At 41.4% G+C, this 16,726-nt stretch carries 16 protein-coding genes; 4 read left to right on the plus strand and 12 right to left on the minus strand.

The window, feature by feature from the left end:
- Window positions 1-119 precede the first annotated feature (119 nt).
- From AAFX28_RS01600 to AAFX28_RS01635, 8 genes are all read right to left on the minus strand, one after another.
- On the minus strand, window positions 120-1,265 hold the full coding sequence (locus AAFX28_RS01600) for a lipopolysaccharide biosynthesis protein (RefSeq protein ID WP_408685021.1): 1,146 nt from the start codon (window positions 1,263-1,265) through the stop codon (window positions 120-122).
- A gap of 16 nt (window positions 1,266-1,281) precedes the next feature.
- Complete coding sequence (gene wecC, locus AAFX28_RS01605) at window positions 1,282-2,529, minus strand: UDP-N-acetyl-D-mannosamine dehydrogenase (protein WP_408685023.1); 1,248 nt, start codon at window positions 2,527-2,529, stop codon at window positions 1,282-1,284.
- Between the two features lie 13 nt (window positions 2,530-2,542).
- Window positions 2,543-3,667, minus strand: coding sequence for a non-hydrolyzing UDP-N-acetylglucosamine 2-epimerase (gene wecB / locus AAFX28_RS01610; RefSeq protein ID WP_408685025.1), 1,125 nt, complete (start codon window positions 3,665-3,667; stop codon window positions 2,543-2,545).
- 70 nt (window positions 3,668-3,737) lie between these two features.
- On the minus strand, window positions 3,738-5,966 hold the full coding sequence (locus tag AAFX28_RS01615; protein WP_408685026.1) for a GumC family protein: 2,229 nt from the start codon (window positions 5,964-5,966) through the stop codon (window positions 3,738-3,740).
- A gap of 27 nt (window positions 5,967-5,993) precedes the next feature.
- Window positions 5,994-6,563, minus strand: coding sequence for a polysaccharide biosynthesis/export family protein (locus AAFX28_RS01620; RefSeq protein WP_408685028.1), 570 nt, complete (start codon window positions 6,561-6,563; stop codon window positions 5,994-5,996).
- Between the two features lie 23 nt (window positions 6,564-6,586).
- Window positions 6,587-7,996, minus strand: coding sequence for an undecaprenyl-phosphate glucose phosphotransferase (locus AAFX28_RS01625; RefSeq protein ID WP_408685029.1), 1,410 nt, complete (start codon window positions 7,994-7,996; stop codon window positions 6,587-6,589).
- Window positions 7,997-8,500: 504 nt separating this feature from the next.
- Complete coding sequence (locus AAFX28_RS01630; RefSeq protein WP_408685031.1) at window positions 8,501-8,944, minus strand: YtoQ family protein; 444 nt, start codon at window positions 8,942-8,944, stop codon at window positions 8,501-8,503.
- 17 nt (window positions 8,945-8,961) lie between these two features.
- Entirely contained in the window at window positions 8,962-9,270 is a 309-nt protein-coding gene (locus AAFX28_RS01635; protein WP_408685033.1) for a putative quinol monooxygenase, read from the minus strand.
- A gap of 90 nt (window positions 9,271-9,360) precedes the next feature.
- Here AAFX28_RS01635 and AAFX28_RS01640 point away from each other — a divergent pair, with 90 nt between their 5' ends.
- The gene (locus AAFX28_RS01640; RefSeq protein ID WP_408685035.1) at window positions 9,361-9,765 is read left to right on the plus strand and encodes a VOC family protein; all 405 of its coding nucleotides are present in this window, start codon (window positions 9,361-9,363) and stop codon (window positions 9,763-9,765) included.
- Here the strand turns inward: AAFX28_RS01640 and AAFX28_RS01645 are convergent.
- A complete protein-coding gene (locus tag AAFX28_RS01645) occupies window positions 9,758-11,524 on the minus strand; it encodes a sigma-54-dependent Fis family transcriptional regulator (protein WP_408685037.1) in 1,767 nt (588 codons plus the stop codon). The genes AAFX28_RS01640 and AAFX28_RS01645 overlap by 8 nt on opposite strands.
- A gap of 265 nt (window positions 11,525-11,789) precedes the next feature.
- Between AAFX28_RS01645 and AAFX28_RS01650 the strand changes: the two genes are divergently transcribed.
- Window positions 11,790-13,310: an aldehyde dehydrogenase family protein gene (locus AAFX28_RS01650; protein WP_408685039.1), complete on the plus strand. Its 1,521-nt coding sequence runs from the start codon at window positions 11,790-11,792 to the stop codon at window positions 13,308-13,310.
- Window positions 13,311-13,327: 17 nt separating this feature from the next.
- On the opposite strand, the gene AAFX28_RS01655 is transcribed toward AAFX28_RS01650, so the two are convergent.
- The 3 genes from AAFX28_RS01655 to AAFX28_RS01665 all read right to left on the minus strand — a co-directional run bounded on the left by AAFX28_RS01655 (window position 13,328) and on the right by AAFX28_RS01665 (window position 15,344).
- Window positions 13,328-13,513 (minus strand): hypothetical protein, encoded by a 186-nt coding sequence (locus AAFX28_RS01655; RefSeq protein WP_408685041.1) that lies wholly within the window; start codon window positions 13,511-13,513, stop codon window positions 13,328-13,330.
- A 148-nt stretch (window positions 13,514-13,661) separates the two neighbouring features.
- Entirely contained in the window at window positions 13,662-14,426 is a 765-nt protein-coding gene (locus AAFX28_RS01660; RefSeq protein WP_408685043.1) for a sulfite exporter TauE/SafE family protein, read from the minus strand.
- Between the two features lie 87 nt (window positions 14,427-14,513).
- Window positions 14,514-15,344, minus strand: coding sequence for a DUF6279 family lipoprotein (locus AAFX28_RS01665; RefSeq protein WP_408685045.1), 831 nt, complete (start codon window positions 15,342-15,344; stop codon window positions 14,514-14,516).
- Window positions 15,345-15,742: 398 nt separating this feature from the next.
- On the opposite strand from AAFX28_RS01665, the gene AAFX28_RS01670 reads away from it, so the two are divergent.
- Both AAFX28_RS01670 and AAFX28_RS01675 read left to right on the plus strand, forming a co-directional pair.
- On the plus strand, window positions 15,743-16,087 hold the full coding sequence (locus AAFX28_RS01670; RefSeq protein ID WP_408685047.1) for a DUF3316 domain-containing protein: 345 nt from the start codon (window positions 15,743-15,745) through the stop codon (window positions 16,085-16,087).
- 169 nt (window positions 16,088-16,256) lie between these two features.
- Window positions 16,257-16,625, plus strand: coding sequence for a cystatin domain-containing protein (locus AAFX28_RS01675; protein ID WP_408685049.1), 369 nt, complete (start codon window positions 16,257-16,259; stop codon window positions 16,623-16,625).
- Window positions 16,626-16,726 lie beyond the last annotated feature (101 nt).

Consider the following 16,726-nt stretch of genomic DNA (forward strand, 5'->3'; position numbering starts at 1 on the left):
CCCTAATTGGTTAGGTTTCAATATTGATGATTGATAGGGGTTGCTAACCATCGCTCCGATAGCCGAGCTCCACTTTTTCTTTTCTCTAAAAACTCTGTTCTTTATTTTGTTTGCCAGCATCACAATTTCCGTCCCCTAACAAAGAACGCAATATTGAGTAGAGCAAAGGTTATTAACGTGCCAACTGCGACCCCTCTCGCGCCGTAAGTTTCAACTAAGGAGATATTTAACGCGAAGTTAAGCAGCACACAACACAGTAGAACAATGTTCATATAAAGGAACTCGCTTTTAGATTGCAACAGCTCTGATGCAGGACTAAAGATGAGAGAAAAAACTGAAGAGGCTGCCAATATGCCAAAAACAGTATCTGTAGTTTCGTATTTACCTTGCTCAATGATCGACGTCCACACTGGCGCAAACACTATTAGAACGACAACGCCCAAAGTAAAAGCTAAATAAACTGGAATCAGCTTGGTTGTTATCTTGGTTAGAGACAGTTCAATGCCTCTTGAAAACATTGGCAAGAGCACTTGCTTTAAAGAATTCATTACTAAAATCAAAAATAAATAATACTGAAATGAAGCGCCATAGGTGGCTAGTTCATAGTCAGATGAGAAATATCTAAGGAAAAACAGATCCATTTGAGAAAGAATCGAAGAAAATGCAAAGTAGATGAATAATGAAAACGCCGTTCTAATTACTACCTTCTGACTATAAGACTCTTCTCCTGAGAACTTAACTCTACGCCAATAATATAATGAGATTGAAAACCAAGAAGCTGCCATGACCAGCGCAATCAAGTACACAGAGTCATAGGCAACTGCGACTACAATCGCTGGTACCGCAAAGCAAGCTGCTCGTTTACTGACAAGCTTCCGGTACATAGAAAAATCTAAGTTTCTTTGCGAGTAGCTTTTCAAACATTCAAAAGCAAGAAGAGCTATCGCGCCTAAAGCAAACAGAGCCACTAGCATCAGCTGCTGTTTAAAATAGTAAAATGAAAACGCAATTAGCCCTAAAACTAATACAAGCTGATACTTAATAATTAGCCTAACTGGTAGCGGCTGCTCGGATATGATGACCATTCGATTAAATGGGTTCACAGCAACCCCTACCACCAACAGTAATAATGTTTGGAATAGCGTAAATTGTGCATAATCAGTGGGACTTAGCTGGTGAATAATGACCAGACCTGCAAGTCCAGTCATCACCTGCGCCATCATATTTCCAGTTATCACAGAATAGAGCGCGTCTTTGAGATTCATAGTTTCACTCAGACCATTAACCTCTTATGAGGCCTCTCGTATCAATGACGACTTTCTTGGCTAAATCCAGCTGATCAGCTAGCTTAAACTGCTTATGGTCAACCAAAATAACGACTACATTAGCCTGTTCAATCGCCTGTTCATAACTACTTAACGAAATACCTTTTTCAGATAGAGACTTAGGAAGAACGTCTATATTTGGCTCAACACAGATCAACTGGCCTACGTCTCGCTGTTCCAGCGCCTCAACAATTTGCACCGCTGGACTCTCTCTAAGATCGTCAATATCAGCTTTGAATGCTAAACCTAAGCAGGCTACTACTGGGCGCTTAAACTGATCAGCTGCCTTTGCTACTTGGTCGACAACATAGTGTGGCTTGCTATCGTTAACCAATCGAGCCTGCTCAATCAGCTTTGCTTCTTCAGGGCAACTGTTCACGATAAACCAAGGGTCAACAGCAATACAGTGGCCACCCACACCAGGCCCTGGGTTCAGGATATTAACTCGAGGATGGCGGTTAGCTAGCTTGATAAGCTCCCAAACGTTGATTTTTAACTTGTCACAGATTATTGATAGCTCGTTTGCAAAGGCGATGTTCACATCTCTAAATGAGTTTTCCGTCAACTTAGCCATTTCCGCCGTTCGAGCAGTAGTCACAATACATTCGCCTCGTACAAATGTTTGATACAACTCTTTCGCACGCTGAGCACAAGCTCCAGATAAACCACCAATAACTCGATCATTGGAGATAAGCTCTTGCATCACGTAACCAGGTAAAACTCGCTCGGGGCAATGAGCAACTTTTATATCAGCACTATCACCAACGTCTTGAGGGAAACTCAAATCTGGACGTGCACTACTTAACCATTCAGCCAGCTTTTCCGTCGCACCTACCGGAGAGGTCGATTCCAATATAACTAGGTTGCCTTTCTGTAGGACTGGGGCAATCGCTTGAGCGGCTGATTCTATGTAGGAGAGATCAGGCTCATGATCATCTCCTTGGAATGGTGTTGGAACCGCAACCATAAAAACATCTGCACTTTCTGCTGTGGTCGTAGCGCGCAGTTTTCCAACGTTCACAGCACTTCGCACAGCGATATCTAAATCAGGCTCTACGATATGAATATCGCCTGCATTTATCGTATCCACTGCGTGTTTGTTGACATCAACACCAACAACATTAATACCGCGCGATGCAATAACGGCAGCAGTAGGAAGCCCAATATAACCTAGTCCAAAAACTGACACTGTTTCAAATGACATAATATCTATCCAATTAATTAGCTAATCTATCCAATATTCTTTGACATGCTCGTCCGTCGCCATATGGGTTGTGAGCAAAGCTCATTTTTTGATAAGCCTCGCTATCCGTGAGTAACGCTTCCAAACCAGTAATGATCTTGTCCATGTCGGTACCCACTAGCTGTACAGTCCCTGCAGCGACTGCTTCTGGGCGTTCCGTAGTATCACGCATTACAAGAACTGGTTTACCAAGCGAAGGGGCTTCTTCTTGAATTCCACCTGAGTCGGTCAAAATGATGTAAGCTCTGCTCATTAAGTAAATAAATGGCAAGTACTGCTGCGGTTCTACCAAATGTATATTGTCGACATTCTGTAGAATTCTGTTAACAGGTTCACGAACGTTTGGATTTAAATGAACCGGGTAAACAACTTGTACATCGGGATGTGCTTTTGCTACATGTGCTAATGATTGGCAAATGCGTTCAAAGCCTCCACCGAAACTCTCACGCCTATGACCTGTAACAAGAACCAGTTTTTTATTGCTATCCAAAAACGGAAATTGTGCCGATAAAGAAGATTCTAATGCTGTATCTGCCGCTATTTTTTCTTTCACCATCAATAGCGCATCAATAACCGTATTCCCGGTGATAGAAACAGTATCTTCCACAACATTTTCTTTAAGTAGGTTCTGTTTTGAAGTTTCCGTCGGTGCAAAGTGATACTTAGTCAAAGCTCCGGTTAGTTTCCTATTCCCCTCTTCAGGCCAAGGGGAATATATATTGTCTGTACGCAGGCCTGCTTCAACGTGACCAACTTCGATTTGTTGATAATAAGCCGCTAAACTGGCAGCAAAAGTTGTAGCAGTATCTCCATGGACTAATACAACATCTGGTTCAAACTCTTCTAATACAGGTTTTAGTTCAGTGAGTATTCGTGAAGTGACATCATTGAGCGTCTGACCTTGCTTCATCAAATTCAAATCGTAATCTGGTGTGATCTCAAATAATTCTAAGACTTGGTCTAGCATCTCTCGATGTTGAGCAGTTACACAACATCGTGCATCAAAGCGTTCGTCTGCATTAAGAGCATGAACAAGGGGAGCCATTTTGATCGCTTCAGGGCGCGTACCAAAAACAGTAAGAATCTTCTTATTTTCCATAATCTAAGAGCTCTATTGAGTTTAAAAATAATCCCTGCCCATACAGGGTATGCTTCATTATGAATGTGGTTTACGATTGCTCGGCTAAATGGTTCTCACCATAGGTTCCGTAAGCGCCATATTTGCTATAACTGCCATATCCATATTCCGCTTTGAGTGTCTTGCTAGTAACTTGATTGACAATGACGCCATCAATTGAGATATCGTGGCTTATGTACCGTGCCATCGTATTTTTTAAACTATTAACTCGTGTTGAGTTTGCCTTTAGGACCACGATGATACTGCCTACCAACTTACTGATAACCATGCTATCGCTCACCATCAAAGTCGGGGGTGTATCAACAATGACTCTGTCAAAATGTTGCTCTAGTTTATCCAACAACTTGGCGAACTTTTCCGAACTGAGCAGCTCTTGAGGATTTGGGGTAAGCATGCCAGCAGGCAATACCGTTAGACCTGAGGCTTCATCTTTAATCAGACACTCTTTTAAATTTGTACCGAGCAGTAGATGGTTGGTTAAACCTTGATGGTATTTCTTCAATCCAAAGCGTTCAGCTACAGCAGGTTTTCTTAAGTCACAATCAACGAGTATTACATTTTCGACCTTCGCGAATGCCATCGCCAAATTAATCGAACACGTTGTTTTTCCTTCGCTAGGCAGAGACGAAGTAACAGCTAAGCGCTTTTTGCCACTATTCATCAAATTGAGTGTCAATGCTGTTCGAATAGAACGGAATGACTCACTAAATGGCAGGTGTTCAGTATCAAAGAAGACAGAGTTATCTAAGTTCTCACGCTTAAACCTTTTATTCACCACCTGCGGTATTCCGCCTAATGGCACTAAACCAAAACGTTCTTCAAAATCTTTCACCGATGAGATGGTGTTGCGAATCGCATCTAAAACGAACACTAATACAACCGCGAAGCCGAATGATGCCACCAATGCCATCGCTATAATCAACTTCTTATTCGGCTTGATTGGGGAAAGCGGTACCCTTGCCAGGTCAGTGAAACGCGCGTTAGCCGCTTGGAAATCACTTGTCGCGGTTGTCTCTTTCTGGCGTGTTAGAAATAAATTCAGGACTTGGCGGTTAGTTTCCACTTCGCGTTTTAAAGACTCGTATTCTCGTTTTTTAACGGAAAGACTTTGGAACTCTTTCTTTTTGCGGCTTAGCTCTTTACTAAGCAAAGATTCTTGCGCTCTTAGTGATGATAATTCTTTGCCCATACCATTAATGAGCTGTCCAACTAACTGCTTTGATTGCTCTTTAACCGAGTCGAGTTGCGCATGAGCTTGAAGCATTTTTTCATGCTTTGGCCCATAACGAAGCGCTAGCTCTCGCACATTCTTTTCAGCAGTGACCTGCAACTTGCGAATTTCAACAACCTGTGGATGTGTCGAAATAGCAGGAATGGAAGCGATGGTTGTTATGTCTAGATTTTTGCCACGACGCAGGGATGAATACGCTGATTCAACTTCAATACGTCTATCTGTCACTTCAGCTAGTCGTTCACTCAAATTACTGACTTCAGCACTTGCTAATGCATCAATACCGCTGTCATCAATCAACTCTTCACGGGTTAAGTAGTCTGTAAGCGTTGTTTCCGAAGCTAGCAATTCACTTTGAAGCTCTTTCAATCTGTTACTGATCCAGATAGAAGCGTCTTTGGTTGCCGCTAGTCGCGCTTCAACATTTGACTCAATGTACGCCTTACCCACTTCATTTGCTATTTGAGCTGCTAATTGAGGGTTATCTGATAAAAAACTTATTTTAACAAGTTGCGTCTTTCTAATCGGCGTAATAGTTAACTGCTTTGAAAAGGTCGATATGGCCTCTTGTCGTATAGACTCTCTTAACTCACTATCAGTAGGAGACTCTTGAACACTGTAAGCTTGAAAAAGAGGCAAGTTTTTGAGCGTTACTAAAATCGACGTATTGGGTTTCAATGTGCTATTAAACTCAGCAAGATCTTCTAAGTTCAGTTTTTCAATGACTCTTTCCGCAATTTGGTTTGACTTAAGGATTTCAAACTGAGTTTGGTAATACTCTTTCTTGGTCGAATCAATTCCAACAACTTCTTCAATAGAAACAGCTTTGTTGGTTTCTGCCTCTATCATTAGAATCGCCGTAGCCTGAAACTTAGGTGTCATTGAAAATACAATTAGAACCACAAGTGCGGTTACTAGTAGTGAGAATGAGGCAATCTTGAACCAATTCTTACGAAGAAGGATTAAATATTTTCCTAAGTCTATAAGTTGCAATGATGCCGAGCTTTGCTCTGTTTTTAGTAGTTGCATGAAATTTAGCTAACGTTAACTGAATGATTAAAATAATGTGCTTACGACGTATATGGTGTCGCCAGGTCCCACAAACTGCGTAAGAGAAACTTCTTCTTGGTCTTTTAGGAACTCTTCTAACTCATTACCTTTCAACCCTTTAAGGTCATTCTCTCTGGTAAGATAGATATCGCGCGTTTTCTTATATCTAGCAGTAAAACCACCCGCTAGCGATACCGCTTTTTCTACTGTTAAACCAGGCTGCCATTCGAACGCTCCTGGATGGTTAACAACACCATTTACATAGATATTTCTGTACCTTTCGATAGTCACAGAGACTTTAGGGTTAATTAGCACGCTTCCTTTTAGACCATCTGTAATCTCTTTCTGAATTAAATTGAGTGTTTTATTTTTAGTTGACAGATTACCCAAATAAGGGAACTCGATTATTTCTCGAGTATCAATATGTAATTTATCGATCGTTAAATCGTTTTCTCCGTAAACAGTAATATTAATTACATCTCCTGGAGAAACGAGATAGTCTTTTATTCCATGACTTTTTGCGAGCGAGCTAAAACTCACCATTGCAAAAATTACAATTAGTATTTTCTTAATCATTACTTGCTCAAAATGTTATCTATTTAGTATGCCGTCTTTCCGACAAAACCTTTAAAGACGGTTAGAACAATCACCTTAATATCTAAGGTTAAACTCCAGTTTTGGATATACCTCAAGTCATACTCAACTCGTTTTTCCATCTTATCTAAGGTATCGGTTTCACCTCGATAACCATTCACCTGAGCAAGCCCTGTGATGCCGGGTTTGACTTTATGACGAAGCATATATTTGTCTACAATTTGTCGATATTCTTCATTGTGCGCGACAGCGTGAGGTCTTGGCCCAACAATGGACATTCGCCCTTGAAGTACATTAATAAACTGTGGCAACTCATCTAAGGATGTTCTTCGAATAAACGCACCAAACCTTGTCACTCTGGGGTCATTTTTGGTTGCTTGTTTAACCACAGAGCCATTGTCCGTTGTTCTCATTGACCTAAACTTCCAGACCTCAATCGCTTCACCATCTAAGCCATATCTGAGTTGTTTAAACACAATCGGGCCTGGGCTCGAGAGCTTGACACCTAACGCAACAAAAAAGAGAACAGGGCTGATTAAAAGAGTAATTAAAGATGCTAAAGCAATGTCTTCAAGTCTTTTAGTAACGCTTGCCAGCCCATAGAATGGCGTATCTTGAATGCTAATTGTTGGACTATTGCCTATTGTTCTCCAACGTGCTTGCATCAGTTCATACGTATAGATATCAGGGATTAAGTACACACGCGCCGTTGTGTCTGAAAACATGTTCACAACATCTTTGACTCGCTTAACCTCTCCCATCGGGAGCGCAATATATACATGTCTAATTTCACGCATTTTGGCTTTTGTTACTGAGTCTGCAATTGTTCCCAGTATTTGATGTTCTTGGCTACTTGCAGGCAGGCGACTCGGCTCTCTATCATCATAAAAGCCAACAAACTCCAAGTTCGATGACTTGTCAGATTGAATATCTTGAGCAAGTCGAATACCAGCATTCGATACACCAACAATTATCGCCTTTTGTTTGTAATCAAACTTCTTATAGTGCGAACGCAACAATTGGTTGCCCGCTAGGCGACAAGTGATAAGAGTGATCGGTGTAGCTAGCATCCACGCAGTCACAACAACTCTCGAGTGAATTTCGGTCCACTTTGTAAAAAATGCAAAGAGCAACAATACTAATAGTGTTTGCATCCAAACTGAGAGTATATTTTTAAATTCACCTTTTTGAGTAAATGCTCCTCTATTTCTATAAAGGCTCGACTGCTCTGCAAAAAAAACAAATAGCAGCGCTGATATCAAACCAGATACGATATATATTTTTGAAATAGACCCCAAATATAAAAGGGATATGGTAAGCAATGATATTATAATTATAAAACCATCAATTACTCGATAGAGTGCATTTGATTCTTCTTCACCAAACTTAACCTTACTGTACGTTGTCATGTCCATATTTTAGTACGCTACCACCTTTAACCTTGTGGTTATTAGATTGCTATAAATAATGATGATCGAATCTGCCCATCTCAATTACTGGACTAGGCGGTCTCATTTTTAAATATATACACACGAGTTGTAAAGTCTCATTTTTGATAATCAAAATAACTTAAAAATGAATTAAATATGCCTCCATAAATTGATTACATATCTATTATTTTTTTCACTATTGTTTGATACACAGATCGCAAAAAGTCAGATTTAATAAACAAAAAACATAAATAGACCTATAAGTCTTAGATTTGAAACTATGATTTAGAGCTTATTATTTTTGAGACAACTAATGTTTAAGCTCAACATATGAGCAGGTTGAATTGACGAAGAGAGTTATTCTTGAAGTGAATTTAATATATGGCTAATTAATAATAAGTTATGCCTTTGGGTTATAGTGTATAACCTCATTTAAATGTAGCTACGAATCTTTCGGAAAACTCGTAGCCATAGTCATCGCTTGCTTAACTAACGTGAGTTAATTACATAACGGAGTAGCTCTACAACTTGCTCTGGGGTCTCTGCCCAAGCCATTGCCGACGCGTCAACTTCTTTAAGAGGGTGGACTAGAGCCTCATCATGTAAAGTGATAAAGGGTTTATTGTGTGCAGCTAACATTCCTGCATCAAATGCTGCATTCCACTGACGGTATTTATCACCAAAGCGCACGACTCCTATATCGCATTGCTTTATCAACGTAGAAGTGCGAATAGAATTGACCTTAGAGGATTGGTGATCTCTCCAAAAGTTAGATTCGTTACCTCTCAGCAAATCACCCGCTGCATCACTTGATTCATGATCAGTATTAGCTGAGAAAAACTGGACATTGAGATCGTTGGCCTTCGCACCATCGATGATTCGCTCACGCCAATCTGTGTGTATTTCTCCACTTAAATATACTTTCCATAGCATTGTTCTATTTCTCCTAACTAGTTTTTAGTGTTCATCATAACGACATTAGAGCGAATTACCGATTGCTCCACGACAATATCCGCTAGCTTTTCTCTACTTGAAAGATAATGCGCTGTAGTTTTGTGCTCAGCCAATGCTTCAGAAGACTGATAGATTTCATAAAGATGGAATAGTTGGGGATTCGAAGTATCTTCCAAGACATCAAATTGTATACATCCAACTTCATTGTTGACCGATGACTTTGCATTCTCTTGCATGATGGCTAGATAGTCCCCTTCTCGCCCTTCCTTCACGCGATTAGAAACAACGATACAATACATACTCATACTTTCTCCCTGAAATTATTGTCATTATTTGATATATTACATACAGATTGTATACAATAACAATCAAAATTTAAAACAAGGAGCTAAGTCATGGAAAGACCAAAAGCATTTTCAGGTATCAGACATATAGCCTTAGTGGTGCAAAAGTTTGAAGAGTGTGAATCATTTTACACCGAAGTGATCGGTATGAAGATTCTTCGCCGCGCAAATAACAACCTAATATACCTAACAAATGGGTGTGACAATCTTTCTTTGGGTAGAGCTAAGACGCAGCGGATTTGTTCTCCAATTAGCGTTGACCACTTCGGATTGATTGTGGAAAGTAAAGAACAGCTCCATCAATGGTATGAATATATGCTGTTTAAAGGCGTTCCTTTGCTCGATTCACCGCATGATCACAGTGACGGAGCTAGAAGCTTTCATTGTAAAGATCCCGAAGGTCACATCATTCAGCCGCTGTACCACCCCGCACTTTCTGGGCAAAGCGTTACTTAGTGGGTATTAGACCTAATACTTTAAGCTTTCGGTACACGGTGTTCCTACTTACCCCTAATACACGTGAAACTTTACTGATGTTGCCTTGGTGTACTTTATAGGCACTGATAAGTGTTTGATTTAATGTGGTATTTAAGTCTGTTCCTGAAGTATCTTCTTTGCACATAGCAGTAGACATCAATGGTTGAGCGAGATGCTCAGGGATATGCTCTACCGAAAGCTCTTCTTGTTCACTGGCAATCAAAGCAGTGACTTTCAGTAAGTTGTCTAGCTCTCTTAGATTTCCTTTCCACTCATAAGTCATTAATTCAGCCATTAACGAAGGAGAAATCGATTGAATTCCTTGTCTGTACTTGGCAAAGATGGCTTCGATGATATTTTGCTTATCTTGACGCTCCCTAAGTGGAGGCAGAGTAACTGCGAGCCCAATTAAACGGTAGTAAAGATCTTCTCGAAACATGCCTTGATCAACCAATGTAGCCAAATTTTGATGGGTCGCAGAAATAATTTGGATATCAACTTTATGGCTGGTTACACCACCGACTGGCACCACCATTTTCTCTTGTAAGACTGTTAGCAAACGACATTGTGCTTCCAAAGGCATCTCTCCTATTTCATCCAAAAACAGAATCCCTTTGTCCGCTTGACGTATCTTACCTAAGTAACCTTGTTTGCTCGCGCCTGTAAATGCACCAGGGGCATGCCCAAACAGTTCTGATTCAATTAGATCTTTAGGTAATGCACCGCAATTTACTGTAATTAATGGTTGTTTGGCGCGATTGCTTTGCTTATGTAATTCTTTAACAAACTCTCCTTTACCGACTCCAGTTTCGCCCAGTATCAGAAGATTGATATCACGCCCGATGACTTTATTTGCTTGTTGCCAAGCCAACTCTATCCTCTCTTCCCCATAATGAAGCTGACTGGACGGGCTTAAGCTCTTTTTCGGTCGTTTGCTTTTTCCTAACGCCTTTTGGTCAAAGACTAATGGATACAGCCCTTCTGTTCGGTGTTCCAAAAGAGTCTCAATACTCGAACCAAGCAATGGCACTTCAGGGATAAGTTGTGCTGCTACTTGATTGTGCGCCAATACCTCTCCATGTTCGTTTGCAATCACAATTCCTTGCCAGCCACTTTTCAATACCGACTCATCATGCGCTAGGTTGATCTGAATTGCACCATTGGGAGTATGAGTCAGCATGTGATTTTCGATTAATTGCACCATGTTCTGGACTAAGACCTGAACCGTGACATCATGCCGACTTTGCTCGCTCGTAATATCAAGAACCCCAACTAACTTTCCCTCAGAGTTAAACAGTGGGCTTGCCGAGCAGCTTATAAATCGGTGTTGTTTAATAAAGTGTTGATCGCCAATAATTGAAACCGCTCGCTGTTCATACAGGGCGGTACCAATCGCGTTCGTCCCTTTTAACTTCTCTTGCCAACAACTCCCAGGCTCTAAAGCAATAGATAATAGCTTTTCTCGAAATCTATCTTGGCCCCAAGCGGCAAGAATAACACCATCTGGATCCGTCAAGATCAAACGGCTGTCGCTATGAGCAAGGACTTGATTAAAAAGAGGGAGTGCAGACTGTTCGACCGCCTCAATTACGACCTGAGACATAGATCGCCTCTCTTTCAACAGCGATCTCGGCAAATGAATATCATCTGGTTTCTTTATTTGTTTCAAACCTGCATTAGAGCTTCTCTTCCATGAGGAAGCCAACCAACCGTCTGTTTCAAAAGATTGTAATTCCATACCTGTCCCAGCACGGAACACTCTAAGTGTTCCAATAATGAACAACTGAACACATTGTTACGACTGTCCAGTTATTGCCTCTGTTTAAAACGCCTTCGTGTAGCCTTTGAACACTCTAGCTTTAGACAAAAAATACAACAAGTTTTTAACATTTGGTCTGTGATTTGCGTTACCTACTTCGCTCACTCGCGAATTGTTCACCTACTGAGGTTGTGACAACCGCGATAAATAACACACAAAAAGTAAACACAATAAGGATATTTTTATGATTTACGCGCAACCAGGCAGCCAGGAGTCCATCGTTAATTTTAAAACACATTACGACAACTATATCGGGGGAGAATGGGTAAAGCCTGTATCTGGCGAGTACTTCGAAAACACGTCACCAGTCAATGGACAAGTCTATTGCCAAGTCGCTCGTTCTGGTGAAGCTGATATCAGCTTGGCGCTTGATGCCGCTCATAAAGCACGCGCAAGTTGGGCTTCTACTAGCGTAACTGAACGTTCAAATATGTTGCTTAAAATAGCAGATAGAATTGAACAAAACCTTGAAGAACTAGCGGTGGCAGAAACTTGGGAAAATGGTAAGCCTGTTAGAGAGACATTGGCAGCAGATTTACCTTTGGTTGTGGATCACTTCCGTTACTTTGCAGGCTGCATTCGAGCACAAGAAGGCAGTGCTGCGGAGCTCGATGTTAATACGGCGAGTTATCACTTCCCTGAACCAATTGGTGTCGTCGGACAGATCATCCCTTGGAACTTCCCAATGCTTATGGCAGCGTGGAAGTTAGCTCCAGCTCTTGCAGCTGGTTGCTGTGTCGTATTAAAACCGGCAGAACAAACACCGACTTCCATATTATTACTGATGGAGAAAATCGGCGATCTTATTCCGGCGGGTGTCGTAAATGTGGTCAACGGCTTCGGCAGTGAGGCTGGCCAAGCACTTGCCACTAGCGAACGCATCGCTAAGCTAGCATTTACAGGTTCTACAGAGATCGGTCATCATATCCTAAAATGTGCCGCTGAGAGCCTTATTCCTTCAACTGTCGAGCTGGGTGGCAAGTCACCAAATATCTATTTCCCAGATATCTTTGATCATGAAGATGAGTACTTAGAAAAATGTATTGAAGGGACCTTGCTTGCCTTCTTTAACCAAGGGGAGGTATGTACCTGTCCTTCACGAGTCTTAGTGCACGAATCAGTCTATGACAAATTCATCGGAAAAGTGGCACAGCGCGCACACCTGATTCAGCAAGGTAATCCATTAGACACCAACACCCAGGTTGGCGCACAAGCTTCTCAAGAGCAATTTGATAAAATCCTCAGCTACCTAGAGATTGGCCGTCAAGAAGGCGCCAACGTGGTCTTTGGCGGTGAGATTTCAAATCAAACGGGTGATATTGAGTCAGGCTATTACATTCAACCAACGTTGTTAGAAGGCAATAACAAAATGCGAGTCTTCCAAGAAGAGATTTTTGGACCGGTTATCGCCATAACAAAATTCAAAGATGAAGCTGAAGCTCTCGCTATTGCTAATGACACTGAATATGGGCTAGGTGCAGGGGTTTGGACACGTGATGCAAACTTAGCGTATCGCATGGGTCGCAATATTGAAGCAGGTCGAGTATGGGTTAACTGTTATCACGCTTACCCTGCTCACGCGGCATTTGGCGGATATAAGAAGTCCGGTATCGGCCGTGAAACGCATAAGATGATGCTCGACCACTACCAAAATACCAAAAATCTACTGATCAGTTATGACGTTAATCCACTTGGATTCTTCTAACCTATATTAGAGCGCCACTAGGCGCTCTTTTTTCGACTTTTGTACTTATCATTTAGGTACAAGGCGCCACTAGCAATCAACGCGATAAAAGAGACCGTGAACAACGCCGGCATATGCAGTATCCATGCAAACGTGGCTGCTAAAAAAGCGATGAAGGTAATCATACGGCTGCTCGACATGACTCTGCCTAGTTTTCTACTCATAAATCCCCCTACACCTGATAGAACGTCAACAAGGTTTGATGCCGCCTCTAGTTGACAAGTTCAGTATGCCTAGAAGAAAACTAAATTAACCTAAATTGAAGTCAAAAGAGATATGAGTGTGACTGCCCTCAATTGGCGATAAGTTGTACTACATATAAGTATCAATAAAGAAATAGACAGTCATCACGATACTCGACAGTGCAACAAAGCCTTTTACATAACGCTGTTCAACTTTTCGCGAAACCCTTGCTGCCACATAACCACCAGACAATGTCCCTAGCATAACCGCAACGCCTCTGCTCCAATCAATTGAGCCATCAATCACGAAGATGACGATGGCAACTAAAGAAACGCATGAGGAGATAAGCAGTTTGACACCATTCATCTGGTTAATGTCACGATAGCCTGCCAATACAAGGTAACTTAAAACCACTACACCAAGGCCCGCATTAAAAAAGCCTCCATAGGCCGAGACGATAATCAACATCAAGGTCACAGCTAGCACACCAATCTTCGAACGATGACCCGATAGGCCTGAAATACGGCTTAAAGCACTGCTAATATGCTCACCAAACAAAAATAGTAGAGTGGCAAATAACAACAACCATGGAATCGCCGTTAAGAATTGAGTTTCAGAAACCGTCAGCAGTAAATAAGCGCCAACACCACCGCCCAAGAGACTATAAAATATTGTTGAAGCTAAACGATCACCACTTTTCGCAATATCATCACGAAAACCGTAAGTGCCACTGATATAACCCGCACACGCGGCAAATGTATTGGTCGCATTGGCAATAACTGGCGGCACACCAACAAACATAAGAGCGGGAAAAGTGATAAAACTCCCTCCCCCAGCGATACTATTTAGTATCCCTCCAAGGACACCAGCACCAAATAATAGAATCCATTCCATCTTATTGACTGAGTTGAAAAATAATCCCTTACTCTAACCCGCCTTGGATATTGTTCAAATAGTCGGCGATCTCATTTATCAACATGTTTAAAGGATAGCTTGAGCAAGCTCTTTCCAATCTTGTAATTCGGCGCGGTAAAATTTCGTTTGATCATCCGTCATTGAATTAATCACTTTAACCAAATACTGATTGCCTATTTGCTTGTTGTATTCAATCTTTTCTTCTAGCAGAGGTGGGTAAAGGCTATCTGGGTTAAACATCAACTTATTAAATTGTGGTTGGAAGCTCGAAACATTGAGCCTCTGAGCAAGCAAGGAGTTCATTTCGATGCGCATATTGGTTTGATAGTTGATCCAATCACCTGTTGTCACATAAAGCTCATCAACCCAAACATTTACAATCTCTAACTGTTCTTTGGTGAGATCGTCCATCCAAGTTTCCAAGCTATCCACAATTCGTTCTTTGTAACGAGCCTTAATCTCTGCTTCACTGAGGCCTTGATACTTCTTCTTGTATTTGGTGTGTCTTACTCGAATACTGTCCATCAGCTCATCAACTTGGCTGTCGGATAGTTCACGTGCTAAGGCATACATTTCAGGCGCAACCCTTGCGACCAAACGCAAAGAATGTTGTTGGAGTTTATCTTGTTGTGCTTCTAGCTGGTCAAGCGTGAAAGTTTTAGGTTCAATCGCCATCAACTCATCGAGGTGTTCAATATAGTGAGGAATTTCCTCACGACGATGCCATTCACTCAATACTGCAATTCTTCGCTCAACCAGAGCCTCTTGATCATTGTTCAATTCAACATAGTCTTCGAGGTACTCTACAAGCAGCCAATCCATATTGTTGTAGACAAACTTCGAGCTACACCCAATCAGTGCGCTACAAATTAAAACCAGTAGTCCGACTTTTCTCATGTCCATGTCCTATGCATCCACTGCCGACACCATTCTGTTTTATTTGTGTGGCAATCAAGCACTACACGGTAATCAATTAAGCAAATCAAATACCAAGTTAGCCCCGGCATCAAAAATGGCAATTGATAACAGCTAATTAGGTAGTAACTCGTCATTTGACGCTAAGATAAATATAGCCTATCTGCCGAACCACAAATAAAAGTGGCAACCCTTTACCCATGACAACTAACTGATATTACGTCTAGTCTGTTGACCTAAGTTTTACTGAGTCATCTCATTGTTACGAATGTAAACAAAAGCTTTACAAAAAGCGTGATTAAACTTACACAGTCTGACAGACGCCTTACGTTTGAATACGTAATATCAATTTCGAAGGTCACCCATCTGGAGAAATGATTATGAAGAAAGTTGTTCTATTGGCGTCAATGATTATGAGTGCTTCTGTTTTTGCTTCAACGAATACGGAAACGTCAAACACCAGTTTCATTACCGATGCATACTCTACCAAGCAACAAGCTTATGATGCGGCTTTTGACCTCATGGATGAGATGAAGGCGATGAGCAATGCTGAACTGAAAACAGCGCTCCCTATTAGCGAAAACAACATCGTCTACCCAAGCCTAAAGATCGATGAAATGACAGTTCAAGTTGAAGAATTTGCAAACAACCAAGGTGATATACAGTACAAAGCCGTATTGGACATCGACTACCAATACAAATACCGTGAGAGTGGAAACAGCTAATCTCGTCAACACTTAACCTGCCTAAGCCGCTTTATGCTCTGTAAAGCGGCTTTTTTGACTCTATTTTGATGCTGGACTCAGACAACAAGTTATACTCAGTGCATATCCATTCTTGTGAATTGCCGTTATGACATGAACGAGAGCTACCTATTGTTCACTAGGAGTTTTTATGAAAAAAGCATGGTTAGTTTCAATCGCTGCAATTATTTCACTGGCAGGTTGTAGCCAAACACCCCAATCACAAGATTCCAAGTCCTTGAACCCAATGTGTCGTTCTGAAGGATTGGCCGGAGGTTGGAGCGTCTCTGAACTCACTCCAGAAGCTCAACAAGCGGTCGACACGCTAATGTCTCAAATGAATACGGCTTCAAAACTCAAAGAAGTCAACGAGATTAGAACACAGGTCGTGAATGGCACTAACTACGCCATTGAGTTCACCTTAGACAATGGTCAAGTTTGGCATGCTATCGTGTATCGAAATCTTCGAAATGACTACATGATTGATAGTGTTGCCCAACGTGGTGAGCTTTGCCCTTAGGTGCGGATAAACACCTGCTGTGCATAGCGTTCTAAGTCATGTTATAGAGTCGATAGTCGCTTAATTAAAGGTCGCTAAGTTTTTTTAGCACTATATAATGG

The organism is Vibrio sp. TBV020, assembly GCF_046056895.1.
In the GTDB taxonomy this organism is placed as follows: domain Bacteria; phylum Pseudomonadota; class Gammaproteobacteria; order Enterobacterales; family Vibrionaceae; genus Vibrio.

Excerpts from the sequence above, each read along its gene's own strand:
- AAFX28_RS01620 (WP_408685028.1), bottom strand. The coding sequence starts at position 6,563 with ATGATTAAGAAAATACTAATTGTAATTTTTGCAATGGTGAGTTTTAGC.
- AAFX28_RS01650 (WP_408685039.1), top strand. The coding sequence starts at position 11,790 with ATGATTTACGCGCAACCAGGCAGCCAGGAGTCCATCGTTAATTTTAAA.
- AAFX28_RS01645 (WP_408685037.1), bottom strand. The coding sequence starts at position 11,524 with ATGGAATTACAATCTTTTGAAACAGACGGTTGGTTGGCTTCCTCATGG.
- AAFX28_RS01665 (WP_408685045.1), bottom strand. The coding sequence starts at position 15,344 with ATGAGAAAAGTCGGACTACTGGTTTTAATTTGTAGCGCACTGATTGGG.
- wecC (WP_408685023.1), bottom strand. The coding sequence starts at position 2,529 with ATGTCATTTGAAACAGTGTCAGTTTTTGGACTAGGTTATATTGGGCTT.
- AAFX28_RS01655 (WP_408685041.1), bottom strand. The coding sequence starts at position 13,513 with ATGAGTAGAAAACTAGGCAGAGTCATGTCGAGCAGCCGTATGATTACC.
- AAFX28_RS01640 (WP_408685035.1), top strand. The coding sequence starts at position 9,361 with ATGGAAAGACCAAAAGCATTTTCAGGTATCAGACATATAGCCTTAGTG.
- AAFX28_RS01630 (WP_408685031.1), bottom strand. The coding sequence starts at position 8,944 with ATGCTATGGAAAGTATATTTAAGTGGAGAAATACACACAGATTGGCGT.
- AAFX28_RS01635 (WP_408685033.1), bottom strand. The coding sequence starts at position 9,270 with ATGAGTATGTATTGTATCGTTGTTTCTAATCGCGTGAAGGAAGGGCGA.
- AAFX28_RS01670 (WP_408685047.1), top strand. The coding sequence starts at position 15,743 with ATGAAGAAAGTTGTTCTATTGGCGTCAATGATTATGAGTGCTTCTGTT.
- AAFX28_RS01675 (WP_408685049.1), top strand. The coding sequence starts at position 16,257 with ATGAAAAAAGCATGGTTAGTTTCAATCGCTGCAATTATTTCACTGGCA.
- AAFX28_RS01625 (WP_408685029.1), bottom strand. The coding sequence starts at position 7,996 with ATGGACATGACAACGTACAGTAAGGTTAAGTTTGGTGAAGAAGAATCA.
- AAFX28_RS01660 (WP_408685043.1), bottom strand. The coding sequence starts at position 14,426 with ATGGAATGGATTCTATTATTTGGTGCTGGTGTCCTTGGAGGGATACTA.
- AAFX28_RS01615 (WP_408685026.1), bottom strand. The coding sequence starts at position 5,966 with ATGCAACTACTAAAAACAGAGCAAAGCTCGGCATCATTGCAACTTATA.
- AAFX28_RS01600 (WP_408685021.1), bottom strand. The coding sequence starts at position 1,265 with ATGAATCTCAAAGACGCGCTCTATTCTGTGATAACTGGAAATATGATG.
- wecB (WP_408685025.1), bottom strand. The coding sequence starts at position 3,667 with ATGGAAAATAAGAAGATTCTTACTGTTTTTGGTACGCGCCCTGAAGCG.